Origin of the sequence: Streptomyces pacificus, assembly GCF_011766325.1 — a bacterium.
Lineage (GTDB): Bacteria > Actinomycetota > Actinomycetes > Streptomycetales > Streptomycetaceae > Streptomyces > Streptomyces pacificus.
Genome location: NZ_BLLG01000033.1, coordinates 1 through 16585, shown reverse-complemented (window position 1 = coordinate 16585; position 16585 = coordinate 1). Strand labels below are relative to the sequence as shown.

General features: G+C 72.4%; 15 protein-coding genes. 9 read left to right on the top strand and 6 right to left on the bottom strand.

The annotated features are described in order from the left end of the window. Nucleotides 1-21 precede the first annotated feature (21 nt). From SCWH03_RS27655 to SCWH03_RS27630, 6 genes are all read left to right on the top strand, one after another. Nucleotides 22-411, top strand: coding sequence for a PPOX class F420-dependent oxidoreductase (locus tag SCWH03_RS27655; RefSeq protein ID WP_173267560.1), 390 nt, complete (start codon nt 22-24; stop codon nt 409-411). 94 nt (nt 412-505) lie between these two features. Next, entirely contained in the window at nt 506-1909 is a 1404-nt protein-coding gene (locus SCWH03_RS27650; RefSeq protein ID WP_173267558.1) for a UL36 very large tegument protein, read from the top strand. A 167-nt stretch (nt 1910-2076) separates the two neighbouring features. Beyond that, the gene (locus SCWH03_RS27645) at nt 2077-2919 is read left to right on the top strand and encodes a nitrilase-related carbon-nitrogen hydrolase (protein WP_173267556.1); all 843 of its coding nucleotides are present in this window, start codon (nt 2077-2079) and stop codon (nt 2917-2919) included. After that, on the top strand, nt 2916-4196 hold the full coding sequence (locus SCWH03_RS27640; protein ID WP_173267554.1) for an aspartate aminotransferase family protein: 1281 nt from the start codon (nt 2916-2918) through the stop codon (nt 4194-4196). Before SCWH03_RS27645 ends, SCWH03_RS27640 begins: the two co-directional genes overlap by 4 nt. Nucleotides 4197-4214: 18 nt before the next feature. Further along, nucleotides 4215-5618, top strand: coding sequence for a dihydropyrimidinase (gene hydA, locus SCWH03_RS27635; RefSeq protein ID WP_173267552.1), 1404 nt, complete (start codon nt 4215-4217; stop codon nt 5616-5618). Between the two features lie 247 nt (nt 5619-5865). Beyond that, a complete protein-coding gene (locus SCWH03_RS27630) occupies nt 5866-6867 on the top strand; it encodes a TIGR03842 family LLM class F420-dependent oxidoreductase (protein ID WP_173267550.1) in 1002 nt (333 codons plus the stop codon). A gap of 141 nt (nt 6868-7008) precedes the next feature. On the opposite strand, the gene SCWH03_RS27625 is transcribed toward SCWH03_RS27630, so the two are convergent. Beyond that, complete coding sequence (locus tag SCWH03_RS27625; RefSeq protein WP_173267548.1) at nt 7009-7803, bottom strand: SDR family NAD(P)-dependent oxidoreductase; 795 nt, start codon at nt 7801-7803, stop codon at nt 7009-7011. Between the two features lie 56 nt (nt 7804-7859). On the opposite strand from SCWH03_RS27625, the gene SCWH03_RS27620 reads away from it, so the two are divergent. Then, nucleotides 7860-9287 (top strand): amidase, encoded by a 1428-nt coding sequence (locus SCWH03_RS27620; protein ID WP_173267546.1) that lies wholly within the window; start codon nt 7860-7862, stop codon nt 9285-9287. A gap of 5 nt (nt 9288-9292) precedes the next feature. Beyond that, nucleotides 9293-9907: a TetR/AcrR family transcriptional regulator gene (locus SCWH03_RS27615; RefSeq protein ID WP_173267544.1), complete on the top strand. Its 615-nt coding sequence runs from the start codon at nt 9293-9295 to the stop codon at nt 9905-9907. A gap of 311 nt (nt 9908-10218) precedes the next feature. Here the strand turns inward: SCWH03_RS27615 and SCWH03_RS27610 are convergent, their stop codons facing one another. From SCWH03_RS27610 to SCWH03_RS27590, 5 genes are all read right to left on the bottom strand, one after another. Beyond that, on the bottom strand, nt 10219-12024 hold the full coding sequence (locus SCWH03_RS27610) for an ABC transporter ATP-binding protein (protein WP_173267542.1): 1806 nt from the start codon (nt 12022-12024) through the stop codon (nt 10219-10221). After that, nucleotides 12021-12677 (bottom strand): hypothetical protein, encoded by a 657-nt coding sequence (locus SCWH03_RS27605; RefSeq protein ID WP_173267541.1) that lies wholly within the window; start codon nt 12675-12677, stop codon nt 12021-12023. Before SCWH03_RS27605 ends, SCWH03_RS27610 begins: the two co-directional genes overlap by 4 nt. Beyond that, nucleotides 12677-14506 carry an alpha/beta fold hydrolase gene (locus SCWH03_RS27600; RefSeq protein ID WP_173267539.1) on the bottom strand — a complete coding sequence of 610 codons (1830 nt, stop codon included), beginning with the start codon at nt 14504-14506 and terminating at the stop codon, nt 12677-12679. Before SCWH03_RS27600 ends, SCWH03_RS27605 begins: the two co-directional genes overlap by 1 nt. Before the next feature lie 160 nt (nt 14507-14666). Further along, nucleotides 14667-14867, bottom strand: a complete 201-nt coding sequence (locus SCWH03_RS27595; RefSeq protein WP_173267537.1) for a hypothetical protein — start codon at nt 14865-14867, stop codon at nt 14667-14669. Between the two features lie 537 nt (nt 14868-15404). Continuing rightward, on the bottom strand, nt 15405-15578 hold the full coding sequence (locus tag SCWH03_RS27590; RefSeq protein WP_173267535.1) for a hypothetical protein: 174 nt from the start codon (nt 15576-15578) through the stop codon (nt 15405-15407). Between the two features lie 770 nt (nt 15579-16348). On the opposite strand from SCWH03_RS27590, the gene SCWH03_RS27585 reads away from it, so the two are divergent. After that, nucleotides 16349-16585, top strand: a 237-nt coding sequence (locus tag SCWH03_RS27585) for a hypothetical protein (RefSeq protein WP_216854815.1), incomplete at its 3' end; no start/stop codon positions are given.

The window sequence follows — 16585 nt, the reverse complement described above, 5'->3', positions numbered from 1 at the left end:
GCGGGGCGTAGTCTCGCGTCCGTGGACCTCAAGGAGCTCGACCGCGCCCAGTACGTCAGCCTCACCACCTTCCGCAAGGACGGGACGGGTGTCGCCACGCCCGTGTGGTTCGCCGTCGAGGGCGGTGAACTGTACGTCTGGACCCGCTCCGACTCGTGGAAGGTCAAGCGCCTGCGCCGGGACGACCGGGTCACGGTCACCCCCTGCGACGTGCGCGGCAGGGTCGGGGAGGGAGCCGAGACCGCGGAGGGTACCGCGCGTCTGCTCGAAGGGGCCGACCTCGGGAAGGTCAGGAAGCTGCTGAGCCGCAAGTACACCTGGCGGTTCTGGCTCGTCGACGTGCCGGCCGCGGTCGTGCGTCTGGGCAGGCGTCCGCACACCGGTATCGCGGTGACCCTTCGGGCGCGTTGAGTGATCCGCACCGTCGCCGAAAACTGCGCGTAGCCGTCCCGTAACACGGCTGCGGTCGAATGCCCCCGACCCCGAGGCGGAGGGCGGGCAGACGATGACGGCGCAGCAACTGCCGTACCAGGTGTGGGACTTCGTGCGATACCTCAACGCGATGACGGCGCGCCTGGACCCGGAGGGCGGCTGGTACGCGGTGTTCCGGTCGCGTGACCCCGAGGGCCTGGCGGCCTGCCTGAGGGGAGCCGAGATCGCACCGTGGGACGTGGTGGAGTCCCTTCTGGAGGACCTCGCGGCGGACGGCGCGGAGACGGCGCACGCCCGCCGGCTGCACGCCGCGGCGGCGACCGCCCACGACCGCCGTCCGGGCGGCGCGGAAGCCCTGCGGCAGCGGCTGGAAGTGATGCGACGCGAACAGGCCCGCGCCGCGGAGCGGGGCCGGGTGCTGCTGCGCCGGCTCGCCGCCGTCCCCGGGCACTCCGCCGCGTACCGGGACCTGGCCCGCGACCTCTCCTGGGCCGACGACGACCACACCCGCGCGACCTCGCGCTGCGCCGAACTGGCCGCCCGGACCGCCGCGCTCGGTACGTGCGGTGCCGGTGGTGCCGGTGCCTGGGGTGCTACCGGGACGCGCGAAAGTGAGGAACCCCGGTCGTCCGGAACCGGCAGACCCGCAGAGGGTTCGCCGGGGAGCGGCACGCCCGGTGGCCGCCTGTCTGCGGGCCGCACGCCCCCAAGCGCCCGTCAGGGCCCCGGGCGTGAGGCGCGCCGAGGGGGCGGGCGGCGCCCGCGCGGGGCACGTTACGCCTGGTTCGACGGCGGGGCGGCGGACGGCGGGGCCGAGCCGGTGCCCGTGCCCGGCGCACCCGAACTGCCCGTCGCCGCGCCGCCGCGCGGGGCACGGTTCGGCGGGGGAGCGGGCGCGGAGCCGGGCGGTGCGACGGGCCGGCCGGCCGTGTCACCCGTCGACGAGGGCGACCGCCGCGCGGCCTTGGCGACGGTCGCCAGGCTCGGCCGGCTGCGTGCGGAGGGTCGCGGTGGTGAGGCCCATGCCGTGCTCTGCGAGGCCGCGTCGGGGCCACCGGCCCGGCTGCCGGTGCTCGCCGCCGAGCTGCACCGCGCGGGCCTGGACGCCGACTGGGCCACCCTCCTGTGGGAGGTGGCCACGCTGCCGCCGGAGCGGCTCGCCGAGGCTGCCTGCGCCCTCGCCGAGGCAGGCCGCGAGGACGACTGCGGCCGGCTGCTCCGCCAGGGGGCGGCTCGCCCCGCCGGGGAGATCGCGGACGCGGCCCTCGCCCTCACCGAGGCCGGGGGCCGCCCCGAGGCGGACGCGTTGCTCGTGGCCTTCCTCCGGGTCCGCGCCCCGGAGGAAGGCGCGCGGATGGCCGCCGCCGACCCCCGCCGCCTCGTTCCCCGGCTGCTCTCCGCCGCCCGCGCGGTGTCGCCCGGGCATGAGCGCGATCTGGTCCACGCGCTGCGCGTCGCGGGACTCATCGGCGCCTGAAAGGAAGCGGTCTGCGCCGTATGCCGACCGCTCGGGTGCGAAACGTGATCGACACCGCGGGTTGACGACGATGGTCTTGCCCCCGTGTGTGGCGGGGCTTACCTTCTCCTCCTACGCATTGCGTCTACGTGCGTAGAGGCTCTGACGTCTTGTCGAAGGAGCAGCTCATGGCCAACGTCGTTCGCGCCGCTCTCGTCCAGGCCGCCTGGACCGGAGACACCGAATCCATGATCGCCAAACATGAGGAGCACGCCCGGGCGGCGGCCCGGCAGGGCGCCGGGGTCATCGGATTCCAGGAGGTCTTCAACGCCCCGTACTTCTGCCAGGTGCAGGACCCGGAGCACTATCGCCGGGCCGAACCCGTCCCGGACGGCCCCACGGTGCTCCGCATGCGGGATCTGGCCCGGGAGACCGGGATGGTGATCGTCGTCCCGGTCTTCGAGGCCGAGGGCTCCGGCTTCTACTACAACACCGCCGCGGTGATCGACGCCGACGGCAGTTATCTCGGCAAGTACCGCAAGCACCACATCCCCCAGGTCAAGGGATTCTGGGAGAAGTACTACTTCCGGCCCGGCAACGCCGGCTGGCCCGTCTTCGACACCGCCGTGGGCAAGGTCGGCGTCTATATCTGCTACGACCGCCACTTCCCGGAGGGATGGCGCCAACTCGGTCTCGGAGGAGCCCAGTTGGTCTACAATCCGTCGGCCACCTCCCGGGGGCTCTCCGCCTATCTGTGGCAGCTCGAGCAGCCCGCGGCGGCCGTCGCCAACGAGTACTTCATCGCCGCCATCAACCGGGTCGGCCAGGAGGAGTACGGCGACAACGACTTCTACGGCACGAGCTACTTCGTCGACCCGCGGGGACAGTTCGTCGGCGACGTCGCCGACGACAAGGAGGAGGAACTGGTCGTCAGGGACCTCGACTTCGGCCTCATCGACGAAGTGCGGCAGCAGTGGGCCTTCTACCGCGACCGGCGGCCCGACGCCTACGAGGGGCTGGTCAGGCCGTGACCGACCTGTACGGGCGGCACCGTGCCGTCATCCCCGACTGGGTCGGCCTCTACTACCGGCAGCCCGTCGAGATCACCCGCGGGGAGGGCAGGCACGTCTGGGACGCCGACGGCAACCGCTACCTCGACTTCTTCGGCGGCATCCTCACCACCATGACCGCCCACGCCCTCCCCGAGGTCACCAAGGCGGTGAGCGAGCAGGCCGGGCGGATCATCCACACTTCGACCCTCTACCTCAACCGCCCCATGGTGGAACTGGCCGAGCGCATCGCCGCCCTGTCCCGCATCCCCGACGCCCGGGTCTTCTTCACCACCTCCGGCACGGAGGCCAACGACACCGCCCTGCTGCTGGCCACCGCGTACCGCAGGTCCGGCCAGATCCTGGCGATGCGCAACAGCTACCACGGCCGCTCCTTCTCGGCCGTGGCCGTCACCGGCAACCGCTCCTGGTCGCCGACCGACCTCTCCCCGCTGGGGACCCTGTACGTGCACGGGGGCATGCGCACCCGCGGCCCCTACGCGGGGCTCTCCGACGCGCGGTTCATCGACGCCTGCGTCGCCGACCTGGAGGACCTGCTGGGCCACACCCACGACGTGGCCGCACTGATCGCCGAGCCCATCCAGGGCGTCGGCGGCTTCACCTCTCCGCCGGACGGGCTGTACGCGGCCTTCCGCGAAGTCCTCGACCGGCACGGGATTTTGTGGATCGCCGACGAGGTGCAGACCGGATGGGGCCGGACGGGAGACCACTTCTGGGGCTGGCAGGCACACGCGGAGAACGGCCCGCCGGACATCCTCACCTTCGCCAAGGGCGCCGGCAACGGGATGTCCCTCGGCGGTGTCGTCGCCCGCGCCGGGGTGATGAACTGCATCGACGCCAACTCCCTCTCGACGTTCGGCGGTTCGCCCATCACCGCGGCCGCGGGGCTCGCGAACCTCACGCACCTGCTGGAGCACGATCTGCAGGGCAACGCGCGGCGGGTCGGCGGACTGCTCATCGAGCGCCTCCGGGCCGTCGCCGCCGGGGTCCCCGCCGTGCGTGAAGTACGCGGACGGGGCCTGATGATCGGCATCGAACTGGCCCGTCCCGGTACGGACGAGGCATCCCCCGAGGCGGCCGCCGCCGCACTCGAGGCCGCCCGCGAAGGCGGGCTCCTCATCGGCAAGGGCGGCGGCCACCACACCAGCGTCCTGCGGATCGCACCGCCGATGTCCCTCACCGTCGCCGAGGCGGAGGAGGGCGCCGCGATCCTCGAACGCACCCTGCGCAGCATCTAGCCCACGCGAGGGAAGACCATGAGCAACCGCACACTGATCCGGGGCGGACTCCTGCTGACCGCCGCCGACGAGACCCATGCCGACGTCCTGGTCGAGGACGGCCGGGTCGCCGCCCTCGCCGCCCACGGCTCGGCCGCCGCGGGGAGCTGGACGGCCGACCGCACCATCGACGCCACCGGCAGGTACGTCATCCCCGGCGGGGTCGACGCGCACACCCACATGGAGCTGCCCTTCGGCGGCACCTTCGCCTCCGACACCTTCGAGACGGGCACCCGGGCCGCCGCCTGGGGCGGCACCACCACCATCGTGGACTTCGCCGTCCAGGCCAGGGGCGGGTCCCTGCGCGAGGGGCTCGACGCCTGGTACGCCAAGGCCGACGGCAAGTGCGCCGTCGACTACGGCTTCCATATGATCCTCTCCGATGTCGACGAGTCCTCCCTGAAGGAGATGGATCTGCTCGTCGAGGAGGGCGTCACCTCGTTCAAGCTCTTCATGGCCTACCCCGGCGTCTTCTACAGCGACGACGGCCGCATCCTGCGCGCCATGCAGAGGGGCGCCGGCAACGGCGGGCTGATCATGATGCACGCGGAGAACGGCATCGCGATAGACGTCCTCGTCGAACAGGCCCTGGCGCGGGGCGAGACCGATCCCCGCCATCACGGCGAGGTCCGCAAGGTGCTGCTGGAGGCGGAGGCCACACACCGGGCCATCCAGCTCGCCCGGGTCGCCGGGGCACCGCTGTACGTCGTGCACGTCTCGGCCGAGGAGGCCGTCGCCGAGCTCGCCGCCGCCCGGGACAGGGGACTGCCGGTCTTCGGCGAGACCTGCCCGCAGTACCTGTTCCTGTCCACCGACAACCTCGCGGAACCGGGCTTCGAGGGCGCCAAGTACGTCTGCAGCACACCGCTGCGGCCCAGGGAGCACCAGGCCGCGCTCTGGCGCGGGCTGGTGACCGACGACCTCCAGGTGGTCTCCACCGACCACTGCCCGTTCTGCTTCTCGGGCCAGAAGGACCTGGGCCGCGGCGACTTCTCCAAGATCCCCAACGGACTGCCGGGTGTGGAGAACCGGATGGACCTGCTGCACCAGGCGGTCGTCGACGGCCGTATCTCCCGCCGCCGCTGGATCGATATCGCCTGCGCCGCGCCCGCCCGGATGTTCGGCCTCTACCCGAAGAAGGGCACCATCGCGCCCGGGGGCGACGCCGACATCGTCGTGTACGACCCGCGGGCGGAGCACGTCCTCTCCGCGGAGACCCACCATATGAACGTCGACTACTCGGCCTACGAGGGCAAGCGGATCACCGGACGGGTCGAGACCGTGCTCTCGCGCGGTGAAGTCATCGTCGACCGGGGGGAGTTCACCGGCCGCGCCGGCCATGGCGCGTACACTCCCCGCTCCACCTGCCAGTACGTGAACTAGTGCCGTGCCAGGCAGCGGCGGCCGTCGAGGAGGAGAGCGGCGCGTCGTCCGGTGCGGTGCATCGCACGGCGCCGGATCGGCCGCGTCATGGCCCTGTCCGGCCGATTCGGCAGCGCGGCGACCGGCCGGGCCGGCCCGGCCGGTCGCCGCGCACACCGCCTGAGGCGGCACCGGGGCCGGCGGAACACGACCGGGGGAACGCGGTCGGCGGAAGAGAACCAGCGGAACCCCACCCAGGAGGCCCCCCGTGGACTTTGGACTCGTCCTGCAGACGGACCCGCCCGCCTCGGCGGTCGTCGACCTGATGCGGCGCGCGGAACGCAACGGCTTCCGCTACGGCTGGACGTTCGACTCGGCCGTGCTGTGGCAGGAGCCGTTCGCCATCTACAGCCAGATCCTCGAACACACCCGGACGATGCACATCGGCCCCATGGTCACCAACCCCCGGACCCGGACGTGGGAAGTGACGGCATCGACCTTCGCCACTCTGAACGACATGTTCGGCAACCGCACCGTCTGCGGCATCGGCCGCGGCGACTCGGCGATGCGGGTGGCCGGCCGCAGGCCCGACTCCCTGTCCCGGCTCGGCGAGGCGATCGACGCCATCCGCGATCTCGCCGAGGGCCGCGAGGCCGTCGTCGACGGCAGCCCGATCCGCATCCCCTGGGTGCGGGACGGCAGACTGCCCGTGTGGATGGCGGCCTACGGACCGAAGGCCCTGGCCCTCGCCGGGCAGAAGGCCGACGGCTTCATCCTCCAGCTCGCCGACCTCTACCTGACCAGGTGGATGGTCAGGGCCGTACGCGAGGCCGCCGCGGACGCCGGCCGCGACCCGGAGGCCATCACGATCTGCGTGGCCGCGCCGGCGTATGTGGGCGACGACCTCCGGCACGCCCGCGACCAGTGCCGCTGGTTCGGTGGAATGGTCGGCAACCACGTCGCCGATCTCGTCTCCCGCTACGGGGAAGGGTCCTCGATGGTCCCCGGCGAACTCACCGCGTACATCAAGGCCCGCCAGGGCTACGACTACAGCCACCACGGGCGCGCCGGGAACCCGTCGGCGGACTTCGTGCCCGACGAGATCGTCGACCGCTTCTGCCTGCTGGGCCCTCCACAGGCCCACGTCGAGAAGCTGCTCGCGCTGCGTGACCTCGGCGTCGACCAGTTCGCCGTCTACAACATGCACGACGCAAGGGAGGCGACCATCGACGCCTACGGCTCCGACGTCATCCCGGCACTCGACCGCTGACGCCGGGGACCGCCCGCCGGGCCACCGTGCCGCGCCCCGTGCCGCCTTGCCACCCCGCCGCCCCGCCGTGCCCCCGCGCCCGGGGCGCCGAAAGGGCCGCCCCGTAAGGGAGGGGAACACGGGGCGGGCCGGGCGGTGGTCTCAGCGCTTCCCGCGCTGGGCCGCCACGACCGTGCGGACCGTGCGGTCCGCGCCCCCCGAGCGGCGCTGGACCCGCTCGGAGAAGCCGGGGAACTGGCCGCCGATCGCACTGAGCAGCCGCATCTCCGGCGGTGCGACGTTCACCTCGGCCCGGTTGCGCTCGACGGCGCGCACCACCCCCGTGACCACCTGGCGGGGCGACACGGTGCGCATCCCCGCGGGCGGCTCGGCGCCGGTCGCCGCGAACATCCCCGCGTCCCGCACGAATCCGGGCTGCACCAGCGACACACCGACCCCGTGCTCGTGCAGGTCCTGCCGCAGTCCGAGCGCGAGGCCCCGCAGACCGAACTTGGTCGCGTTGTACAGCGCGGAGTGCTTGGTGGCCGTCTTGCCCGAGATCGAGCCCACGAACACCAGATGGCCGTGGCGCGCCTCGACCATCGCAGGGGCGAGCAGCCGGGCCAGCACGGCCGGGGCGCGGAGGTTGACGGCCAGCGCACGGTCGATCTGCTCGGGGGTGTAGTCGAGCAGTTCGCCGCTGGACGGCAGTGCCGCGTTGGCCAGCAGGATGTCGGTGCCGGCCGCTTCCGCGGCGAGGCGCTCCACGTCGCCGGGGTCGGCCAGATCGGCGACGACCGCGCGGGCGCCGTACTTCTCCGCCAGCGGCTCGACGGCCTCGCGCCTGCGCCCGGTCAGGATCAACCGCGCACCACGACGCGAGAGTTCGGCGGCAAGCGCGGTGCCGATGCCGCCGGTGACACCGGTGAGGAGAACGGTTGATCCGTTGACGCGCATCTGGTTACCCTCCAGTTCTGTTCGTTCGAACGAACGATAAGGAGCGCAGGGTGGCCATGTCCACAGGGGATTTCTCCGGCCTCGCCGAGCAGGCCCGGAAGCTGAGGGAAGGCCGGACCACCTCGGTGGAGCTGGTACGGGCTGCGCTCGGCCGGATCGAGGCCGGCCGGCACACCCTCAACGCCTTCCGCCACATCCGCACCGAGGCCGCTCTCGCCGAGGCCGAGCGCGCCGACCTGCGGCTCGCCGCAGGGGAGGCCGCACCGCTGCTCGGCGTGCCGCTGGCCGTCAAGGACGACACGGACGTGGCCGGGCTGCCCACCCACTTCGGCTGCCGCGGAGAGCACGCCCCGGCCGTCGCGGACGGCGAGGCGGTGCGGCGGCTGCGCGCCGCGGGCGCCGTCATCGTCGGCAAGACCAACTCCTGTGAGTTCGGGCAGTGGCCGTTCACCGAGGGCCCCGCCTTCGGCGCCACCCGCAACCCCTGGTCCGGCGACCACACCCCCGGCGGCTCCTCGGGCGGCTCCGCGGCCGCCGTCGCGGCGGGGATGGTACCCGCGGCCCTCGGCTCGGACGGCGGCGGCTCCATCCGCATCCCCGCCGCCTGGACCCATCTCGTCGGCATCAAGCCGCAGCGCGGCCGCGTCTCGCTGCACCCCCACAGCGACGCCTTCCACGGCCTCACGGTCAACGGGCCCCTCGCCCGCACCGTCGCCGACGCCGCACTGCTGCTCGACGCCGTCCAGGGCTCCCACCCGCAGGACCCGCACCGCCCCGACGCCGTCGACGCCTCGGCCGCCGCCCGCCGGGAACCCGGCCGGCTGCGCATCGCCCTCGCCTGGCGGCCGCCGTTCACCCTCAGCCGGGCCCGGCCCCACCCCGAGGTGCGACGGTCCGTCACCGGCCTCGCCGAGGCGCTCGCCCGGCTGGGCCACGACGTCGAGGAGGCCCGGCCCCGCTACGGGCTGATCGGTCTCGGCTTCGTCGCCCGGGGCACGGCGGGAGTGGCGGAGTTCGCCGCCCGCCACCCCGAACCGGAGCTGCTCGACCCGCGCACCCGTGCCGCTCTGCGCAACGGCAGGCTGCTCGGCGGGCCGATCGTGCGGGCCGCCCGCGCCCGCGAGGCACACCAGCACCGCCGTGTCGGGGCGCTGTTCGACACCTACGACGTGCTGCTGACCCCGACCACCGCCGCACCCCCGCCGCGCATCGGCACCTTCGACGGCCTCAGCGCCTGGCGCACCAACGCCGTCATGGCCGCGGCCTGCCCCTACGCCTGGCCCTGGAACGTGCTCGGCTGGCCGGGCGTCAACGTCCCCGCGGGCCTCACCTCCGACGGTCTCCCCGTCGGGGCGCAGCTGCTCGGCCCGGAGGGCGCGGAGGGACTCCTGATCTCGCTCGCCGCCCAGCTGGAGGCCGACCTGCGGTGGTACGAGCGCCGCCCCGACCCGCCGAGGACAAGGAGCGCCCCGGTGGGACAATAACGCGTATGCCCAGCCAGACCGGCGCCGCCCCGGAGCCCTCCGCACCCGCCATATCCCCGACCCGGCAGCGCATCGTCCGGGCCGTCCTGCGCATCATCGGCCAGGACGGCGTCGCCGCGGTCACCAACCGCCGGATCGCCAGGGAGGCCGGGGTCTCCCTCGGCTCGGTCACCTACCACTTCGCCAGCCAGCACGAACTGCTGCGCGAGTCACTGCTGCACTTCGTCCGGGAGGAGACCCGGCGCTTCACCGAACTCGCCGACGCGGGCGAGGCGGAGTGCGTCGACATCGACGGCGCCGCCGCGCTCGCCGCCCGGGTGGCGGACGGCACGGCCTTCGACAGCGAGCACATCGCGCCCTTCGAGCTCTACATCCAGGCGGGTCGCGACGAACGGCTGCGCGAGGCGGCGGCCGAGTGCTTCGGCGCGTACGACCGGCTCGCCGTCCAGATCCTCACGGCCCTCGGCGTCCCGGAGCCCGACCGCATCGCCGGACACACCGTCGCCCTGGTCACCGGCCTCCAGCTCCGTCGCCTCGCCACCGGCTCGCCGGCGGAGGAACTCACCGACGCCCTGCTCCTGCTCGTCCGGGGCGCGCTGAGCGGGGGCGCGGCGCGTTGAGCGAGGGCCGGGCGTGAGCGGCCCCCGTCCTCGGCTCCCGGCGCCGAGGGCCGGTGCGCGCCGGGGCCGCGCTCGCACGGCCGACGGCGCCCTCCCCGACGGCCGCGGGCCCGTCCGGCGCACCGCTCCGTGAACTTCCACGCCCCGCCCCGCGATGCCGTTCCCGCCGGTTGAGGCCGCGGGCCCGGGGCGGACCGGCCCGGGGCGACGGCGGGTTGATCGCTCCACCTCGCCGGACTCCCCGCGACCCCCGCGAGCCGCGGGCTGCCGCGTCGCGGGCGGCGGCCCTGGCGGCCGGTGACCGGCCGGCGTCAGCGGCGGCACGTTCCCGCGGGGCGGGCCTCTCCCTCGTCCGGCCCCGGAGACGGCGCGGCCAGGACGTGCGTTTCCGGAATTGGTGCGAACTGCTGCACGACGAGCCGCCGGTAGAGGTCGTCGCGCCGCATCAGGTCCCGATGCGTGCCGACGGCACGCACTCGTCCGTCCTCCATGACGACGATCCGGTCCGCCTCCATCACGGTCGACAGACGGTGTGCGATGGTCACCACGGCGCGCTCCCGGGAGATGGAGGCGACGACGCCGCGCAGCTCCGCCTCGGTGTCGGCGTCCAGGTTGGCGGACGCCTCGTCCAGCAGGACGATGGAGGGCCGCGACAGCAGTGCCCGGGCGACGGCCAGGCGCTGCCGCTCCCCGCCGGAGAGGCCGCGACCCCCGTCGCCGAGTTCGGTGTCGAGCCGTTCGGGCAGGCGCTCGACGGCCCTGTCGAGCCGTACCAGACGCAGTGCCTCGGCGATGTCGTCCTCGCCCGCCGAGGGGCAGGCATAGACCAGGTTGTCGCGGACAGTGCCCCGCATCAGCGGATGGTCCTGCTCCACGTGCCCGGTCAGCCGCCGCACCCGGTGGAGCGGCATCGAGGCGGCGTCCGCGCCGTAGAGGAGGACGCGTCCGGAATCGGGCTCGTAGAAACGCTCGACGAGCCGGAAGAGGGTGCTCTTGCCGGCGCCCGACGGACCGACGATCGCGGTGAGCCCGCGTGCGGGCACGCCGAACGACACCTCGTGCAGGGCGTTCCGTCCGCTTTCGCGGTAGCGGAACGACACCCCCTCGAACTCCACGGCCGGCCCGCTCCGAGGCCGCGCCCGGGTGGCGGGGACCGCGGGTCCGCTCTCCTGCGGCAGGCTGGCGACCTCTTTGAGGCGGTCGATCGCTGCCCGGCCCTGCTGAAGCCGCCCGATGGAGGTGAACGTGGTGAGGAGCGGCGAGACCAGGTAGAAGAGGTACATGATGAAGGCGCTCAGTGCGGCGAGCGAGAGGTCTCCGGCGGCGACACGGGCCATACCCCACGCCACGACCGCGGTCAGAGCGATCTGCGAGCCGACGTTGATCGCCGGGCTCAGCCCTGCGGCCATGACGGAGACCCGGATCCCGGATCGCCTGGCCTGACCGGCGAGACCGTCGAGCGCGTCCGCCTCGCGGGCTTCCGCACACGAGGACTTGACCGTAGACATGCCGCCCAGCACACGGTCGACGGCGGTGGCGTAGCGGCCGGTGTCCATGCGGTTCACCACCGCCTGCTTCCTGATCCGGCGGGCCAGTACGACGGAGACCACGCTGGCGGCGCCCAGGCAGCCGGCCGTCACGGCGAGGAGCCGCAGGTCGATCAGCGCCATCAGGGTGAGGCAGCCCAGTACGCTGAACACGCTGCTGGTGACCCCTGCGAGAGCCGAGGACATCGTGACCCGTGCCATCGAGGTGTCCGTGACCAGCCGGTTCAGCAGGTCTCCTTCCGCCCAGCGCTGCAGGTCCGGCAGCCGCGCGCGCAGCACCCGGCGGGCGAGCTCACCGCGGATGTCGAAGACGAGGTTCTCGCCCAGTGTGCCCATCGTGTAGCCGTGGAGGCCGGAGAGCACGGCGCCGGTGGCGAAGAGGACGGCTGCCAGCAGGATGGGCCCGCCGGGCGAGCCGCCCGATGACACGGCCTGGATGATCCTGCCGATGACCAAGGGCTGAAGCAGTGACACGCACGCGGCAAGCAGTCCGAGAGTGAGGCCCGCGGCGAGCCGTCTCCGGTGACCGCGGAGGACGTGCCGGACGTCGAAGACCGGAGCGTCTCTCACTCCGCCTCCGCCCGACGCGGCGGCCTGGCCTCGGCGGTCCGCCGCAGGGAGCCCCCCACCGGTCCGCGCGGGCGGACGTCTCCCCCGTCGTGCGTCACCGGGACGAAGGGCGAGGTGAACTTGTACCGCAGCTCCTCGCTCTCCTCGTATCCGCCCGACTGGACGATCAGGAACTGGTAGCCGGTGATGTGCGGCCAGTCGGGGTCGGTGTGCCGGATGTGCCGGAGTACGAAGGCGTTCATCAGGCGGTAGGCAACCGAATCCGTCAGTTCCAGCCCCTTGTTGGTGAGGTTGGTGAAGTCGTTGCACAGGTCCAGGAAGCCCTTCTCCCGGCGGCGGGCGGGATCCCAGATCACATGCGACCAGCTGCGCCCCGTGATGCTGGAGGCCCGCTTCCACGGTGACGTCCCACCCGTGCCGGAGAGGGTCCGGTACAGCAGATGGCAGTCGTGCTGGGCGGGATGGGGTGCGAAGAAGCGCCAGTTCGGGATGAGCACGTTCAGTTTGTCGTACCGGCGCAGGCGGTCGAAGGTACGGATGGGGTGCTGGCTCAGTATGGTCGCGCCGAGCCACACCGCGAACCCCGCCTCCGCGGCCCGCGCGGCCCAGACCTTGCCCGACGACGTCCGCGCCGCGCGCGGTGCCCCGGGCATCAGGCCGCCCCTTCCGGTCCGAGGGAGGTGACGAAGGCCGCGACGTGTTCGGCCACCCTGCGGGTCGGCTCCGCGCCCGTCACCAGTTCCCCGTGTCCGACGCCGTCGACCACCAGGAGGCGGCCCCGCGGGGAGGAGTCCACGATCTCCTGGTGCAGCTTGGCGTTGACACCGTCCTCGTGGTGGGTCTTGCCTGCCGCGATCAGCAGCAGGGGGACGGACACCTGCGAAAGGGATCCGTCGTGGTTCAGGAACTCCGTGTGGGTGGCCTTCCACTCGCGCACGGCGGTCTGCCAGAGACCCGCGTCACGGTACTGGTCCAGCACCTGGCGCCGGGCGTCCGGGGGCAGCCAGGACAGCCAGCCGGGTTCCGGCAGCAGCGCCCCCAGACCGCACCGGAGCGAGGTCGGCATCGTCAGGAACCGGCCCTCCAGGCGCCGGGCACCGTGCGCCTGCGCGGCGGAACGGTGGAGTTCGCCGGGGTGGCTCGGGTCCAGCAGCACCGCGCCGACGGCCTGGCCGGGCAGTGCGCGCAGGCACCTCAGAGCCAGGTACCCGCCGAGCGAGTGGCCGACGAGCACCACGGGGCGGCCGGGGCAGACGGCCCGGATCAGGGCGGCCAGATCGTCGACGGAGGAGCGCAGCGTGTACGGGTCGACCTGCTCGTAGCTGCTGCCGCCGTATCCGGCCCGGTCGTACGTCAGGACCGGGAAGTCGTCCCCCAGGCCGCGCCGTACGTTGGCCCAGCGAGCGGCCGTGGCCATCAGGCCCGTCAGGCACACGAGGACCGGGCGGTCGGCGTCCGACTCGTGGAGTGGTTCGGTCAGGTGGTAGGCGAGGCGGTTGCCGGACGGCGCCGTGAAGTGCCGCTCGCTGCCGTCGCCGGCCAGGACACGACGGCGCCGGAGCCACCGGGAGCCGGCCGCGGCGAGGGCCGCGGCGCCGAGCAGGCCGGCGGCGAGCCGCGGAGTGTTGTCGCTGCGGACGGGTGCGGAGCCGTTTGGGCCCTCGGCGCCCCGCGCGGTGTACAGGATGGCCGGATAGGTGGAGAGGAAAGCGGGGAGGAACCGCCCAAGGCCCATCACACGGGTGTTCACGATATGGAACGCGCCGGTCGCGGTCAGCAGCGCCGGGGCGTACCTGCCCTGCCGGAAGTACACCAGCGGGAATCCGCACTCCAGCGCCAGCACGCTGTGGCACAGGGCTTTCGCAGCCCGCGGGTAGGTGCGCATCAGGCCGTAGACGTCCCGGTCACCGTAGTTCTCCGTACGCATGATGCCCGGCAGGGCCGTCCCCGATCGCCAGTCCGGCCCGGGGAGTTTGACCAGACCGGACACGGCGTACGAGAGCGTCGACTGCAGTGCGACGAACCAGAGGCAGGCGTCGGCCAGACGGGGGTTGCCGCGTCCGGCCCTCGCGACGGTCATGGAGAACTGGACCAGGAGGGAGAGCTGGTCGGAGCCGTCGGTGCCGTACATGTGCCGGGGGTGGAGCGCCAACGAACTGAGCGTCAGATAGGCGTTGGCGCAGGCCCGCCACCGCCCCTGCGACTTCGACGCCACCAGGGACGCCGCGGCCGCCACCCGGCCGACGTGCAGTGCACGCGTGACCACGGGATTGCCGAGAGCGTCGAGGGCCCGGCGCACAGGGGCCGGAAAGTGCGCGTAGTTGTCACGGACGATGCGCCAGTCGTTGAATCCGCCCGCCGCCCGGTCCTCCTCGGTCGTCAGTATTTCCAGGCTGCTCACAAGGTGGGTGAAGGCGCTTGTCCGCTCGGCCATGGTGATGGCCTGGCCTCGGCCGGTGAAATACTTTGGTATTTTTCTCATGGATGGTGTTCCCATGGTTGCTAAAAGCCTTCTCGGAGATGTCCCGCGGCGCGGGGTGTGCCGTCCGTGCCGCGGAGTATCCGACGGATCTGCACGGTGGGAGCCGGGTTTTGCCCGACCGTGGCGCGGCGCCGCGGGACAGCCCGTCGAACCGGTGGCGTCAGCCGATGGTCGCCATGGTGACTTCCATGGTGTCGGCCGTGACCTCACCCGCCGGCTGCGTCACCGCGTTGACGAAATTGTTCATGTCGTTGAATATGTTGAGGATCGGCTCCGTGCCCTTCACCTGGATTGCCTGTTCAGCCAGGATCGGGACCTCGGCGAGTGCGGAGTCGCAGTTGACTCGGTGAAGAAGATCCATCTTGCTCTCCTTTGCGGATGGTTTCCTTTGCAGGGGAGTTGGGCGAGGTCGATACCCTCGGATCCAGGCTTCCCTGCGGCCGGATTCACCGTAGCAGTGGAATAGCGGGGCACTGGGCCTCGCGGCGGATGTTTTCTGTTCTTTTAGTAGAATGAGGGATTGGTAGGCCATTCCCTTATGGTCCGCTCACGGGGCAGGGCTTCGTCGCGGTCGCGTGGTGTCCGTGCGCGGTCACATGGGGCCGGGCTCGGGCCGCGGGAGGTCGGACGGAGCGCGGCGGCGATGCTGCGGGTGCCGGCGAGCCGCAGGGCGCCGACCGCGAGGCCGCGCCGGTTCGCCGCCGTGCGGGCGCGCTGGCGGTTCCGACGCTGTGAGGCGCCTCGGCGGGAGAGCCGTCCCTCGCGTGGTGCGGGTGCCGGGAGCCGCCGGAGTGCGAGCGGATCGTGTTCGCGGGCCGGCCGGGGGTGCCCTGTTCGGCGCGTCGGCGTCGTGCCGGGTGGCACCGCCGGCCGCGGAGAGCCACGCTCCTCAGGCGGTTCAGGCGGTGTCGCCCACGGGCCCCTGCTCGTGCTCATGGCGCCAACTCGATCGGCGGAAAAGGTAGATGAGCAGTGGGATGGCGGCGAAGACGACGGTGCCGCCGACGACGGGCAGGACATGGGCGACGGGGCTGCCGACAGGCCGTTGGCCGGGTGGGACGATGGAGGCCAAGAAGGCGAAGGCGACGGCGGTGAAGCCCGGGCCCGCAACGCCCCAGATACCCGTGCTCCCACCGCCGCGATCCGGTCACCCAGGAACCGGGCGCTGCGGGTGGCGGTCCCGTGGATCGCGCGGTGGCCCCGCTTCCCCAGGCGCAGCAGATTGCAGTACTGGGCGGGCATCCCGCCCCGGGCGGGATGAGCTGAGGGTGAAGGTCGGCATGTTGCCACCGGGGTAGTCGACGTTGAAGATCAGCGCCACCCGGTCCTCGACCACCGCGTGGTGGCGTGGCGGTGCAGGACGTCCGGCCACTGGATCTGGTGGGAGCCGCGACCACGGACAACCGCCGGTCCCACCCTGTAGGCCCGCTCACCGGATCGGTGCCCTGACTCTCGCAGCGGTACGACATCGACACTCGCACCCTCGCAGGTCAACGGCACCTTTCTGCTACCGGGGCGTCAGATCGGCCAATTCCGCTGGATATCCAGGGTCAACCAGACGCCTGCTCGGCTATGGTGACGTCGACTGCCGCCTGATCCTGACGGCATGTGAGGAAGACCCGGTATCCGGGCGGCATGTACCTCCATCCACTCACTGCGCCAAGCCGCCGGCCGGAACGAGCAGCGGAATTCCCGCCTGCCTGCCAGACGCCAAATCTGCCGGGCAGCGTGGATGCGCGGATCACAAGAGAGGGAAGACCTGTGCTCTTCTCAAGGAAGGCCCGAGCCGGCTCATCCGGGCATCGGCTCATACCATGGCTACTTGCTGTTCTGATGATATCCGTGTTCTCGGCCCCCGCGCCCGAAGCGCGAGCCGCCGACGCCGGCAGCGTGGACGACACCGAGAGCCTCCTCGTCACGATCTCCGGCAGCATCCCGTCATTCCGGACGGTGCAGGGCAGTGACGGGCGCATGATCGCCTACCCGTACACCGGGTGGATCAGTGGTGAGGGTGCCGACGGCCGCCGGATCGCGTACCCCAGGAACTGGCGGACGGAGCAGGGCAGTGACGGGCGCATG

Bases quoted from the DNA above. Each gene is read 5' to 3' on its own strand.
- SCWH03_RS27650 (WP_173267558.1), top strand. From the start codon at position 506: ATGACGGCGCAGCAACTGCCGTACCAGGTGTGGGACTTCGTGCGATAC.
- SCWH03_RS27645 (WP_173267556.1), top strand. From the start codon at position 2,077: ATGGCCAACGTCGTTCGCGCCGCTCTCGTCCAGGCCGCCTGGACCGGA.
- hydA (WP_173267552.1), top strand. From the start codon at position 4,215: ATGAGCAACCGCACACTGATCCGGGGCGGACTCCTGCTGACCGCCGCC.
- SCWH03_RS27625 (WP_173267548.1), bottom strand. From the start codon at position 7,803: ATGCGCGTCAACGGATCAACCGTTCTCCTCACCGGTGTCACCGGCGGC.
- SCWH03_RS27620 (WP_173267546.1), top strand. From the start codon at position 7,860: ATGTCCACAGGGGATTTCTCCGGCCTCGCCGAGCAGGCCCGGAAGCTG.
- SCWH03_RS27615 (WP_173267544.1), top strand. From the start codon at position 9,293: ATGCCCAGCCAGACCGGCGCCGCCCCGGAGCCCTCCGCACCCGCCATA.
- SCWH03_RS27605 (WP_173267541.1), bottom strand. From the start codon at position 12,677: ATGCCCGGGGCACCGCGCGCGGCGCGGACGTCGTCGGGCAAGGTCTGG.
- SCWH03_RS27600 (WP_173267539.1), bottom strand. From the start codon at position 14,506: ATGAGAAAAATACCAAAGTATTTCACCGGCCGAGGCCAGGCCATCACC.
- SCWH03_RS27595 (WP_173267537.1), bottom strand. From the start codon at position 14,867: ATGGATCTTCTTCACCGAGTCAACTGCGACTCCGCACTCGCCGAGGTC.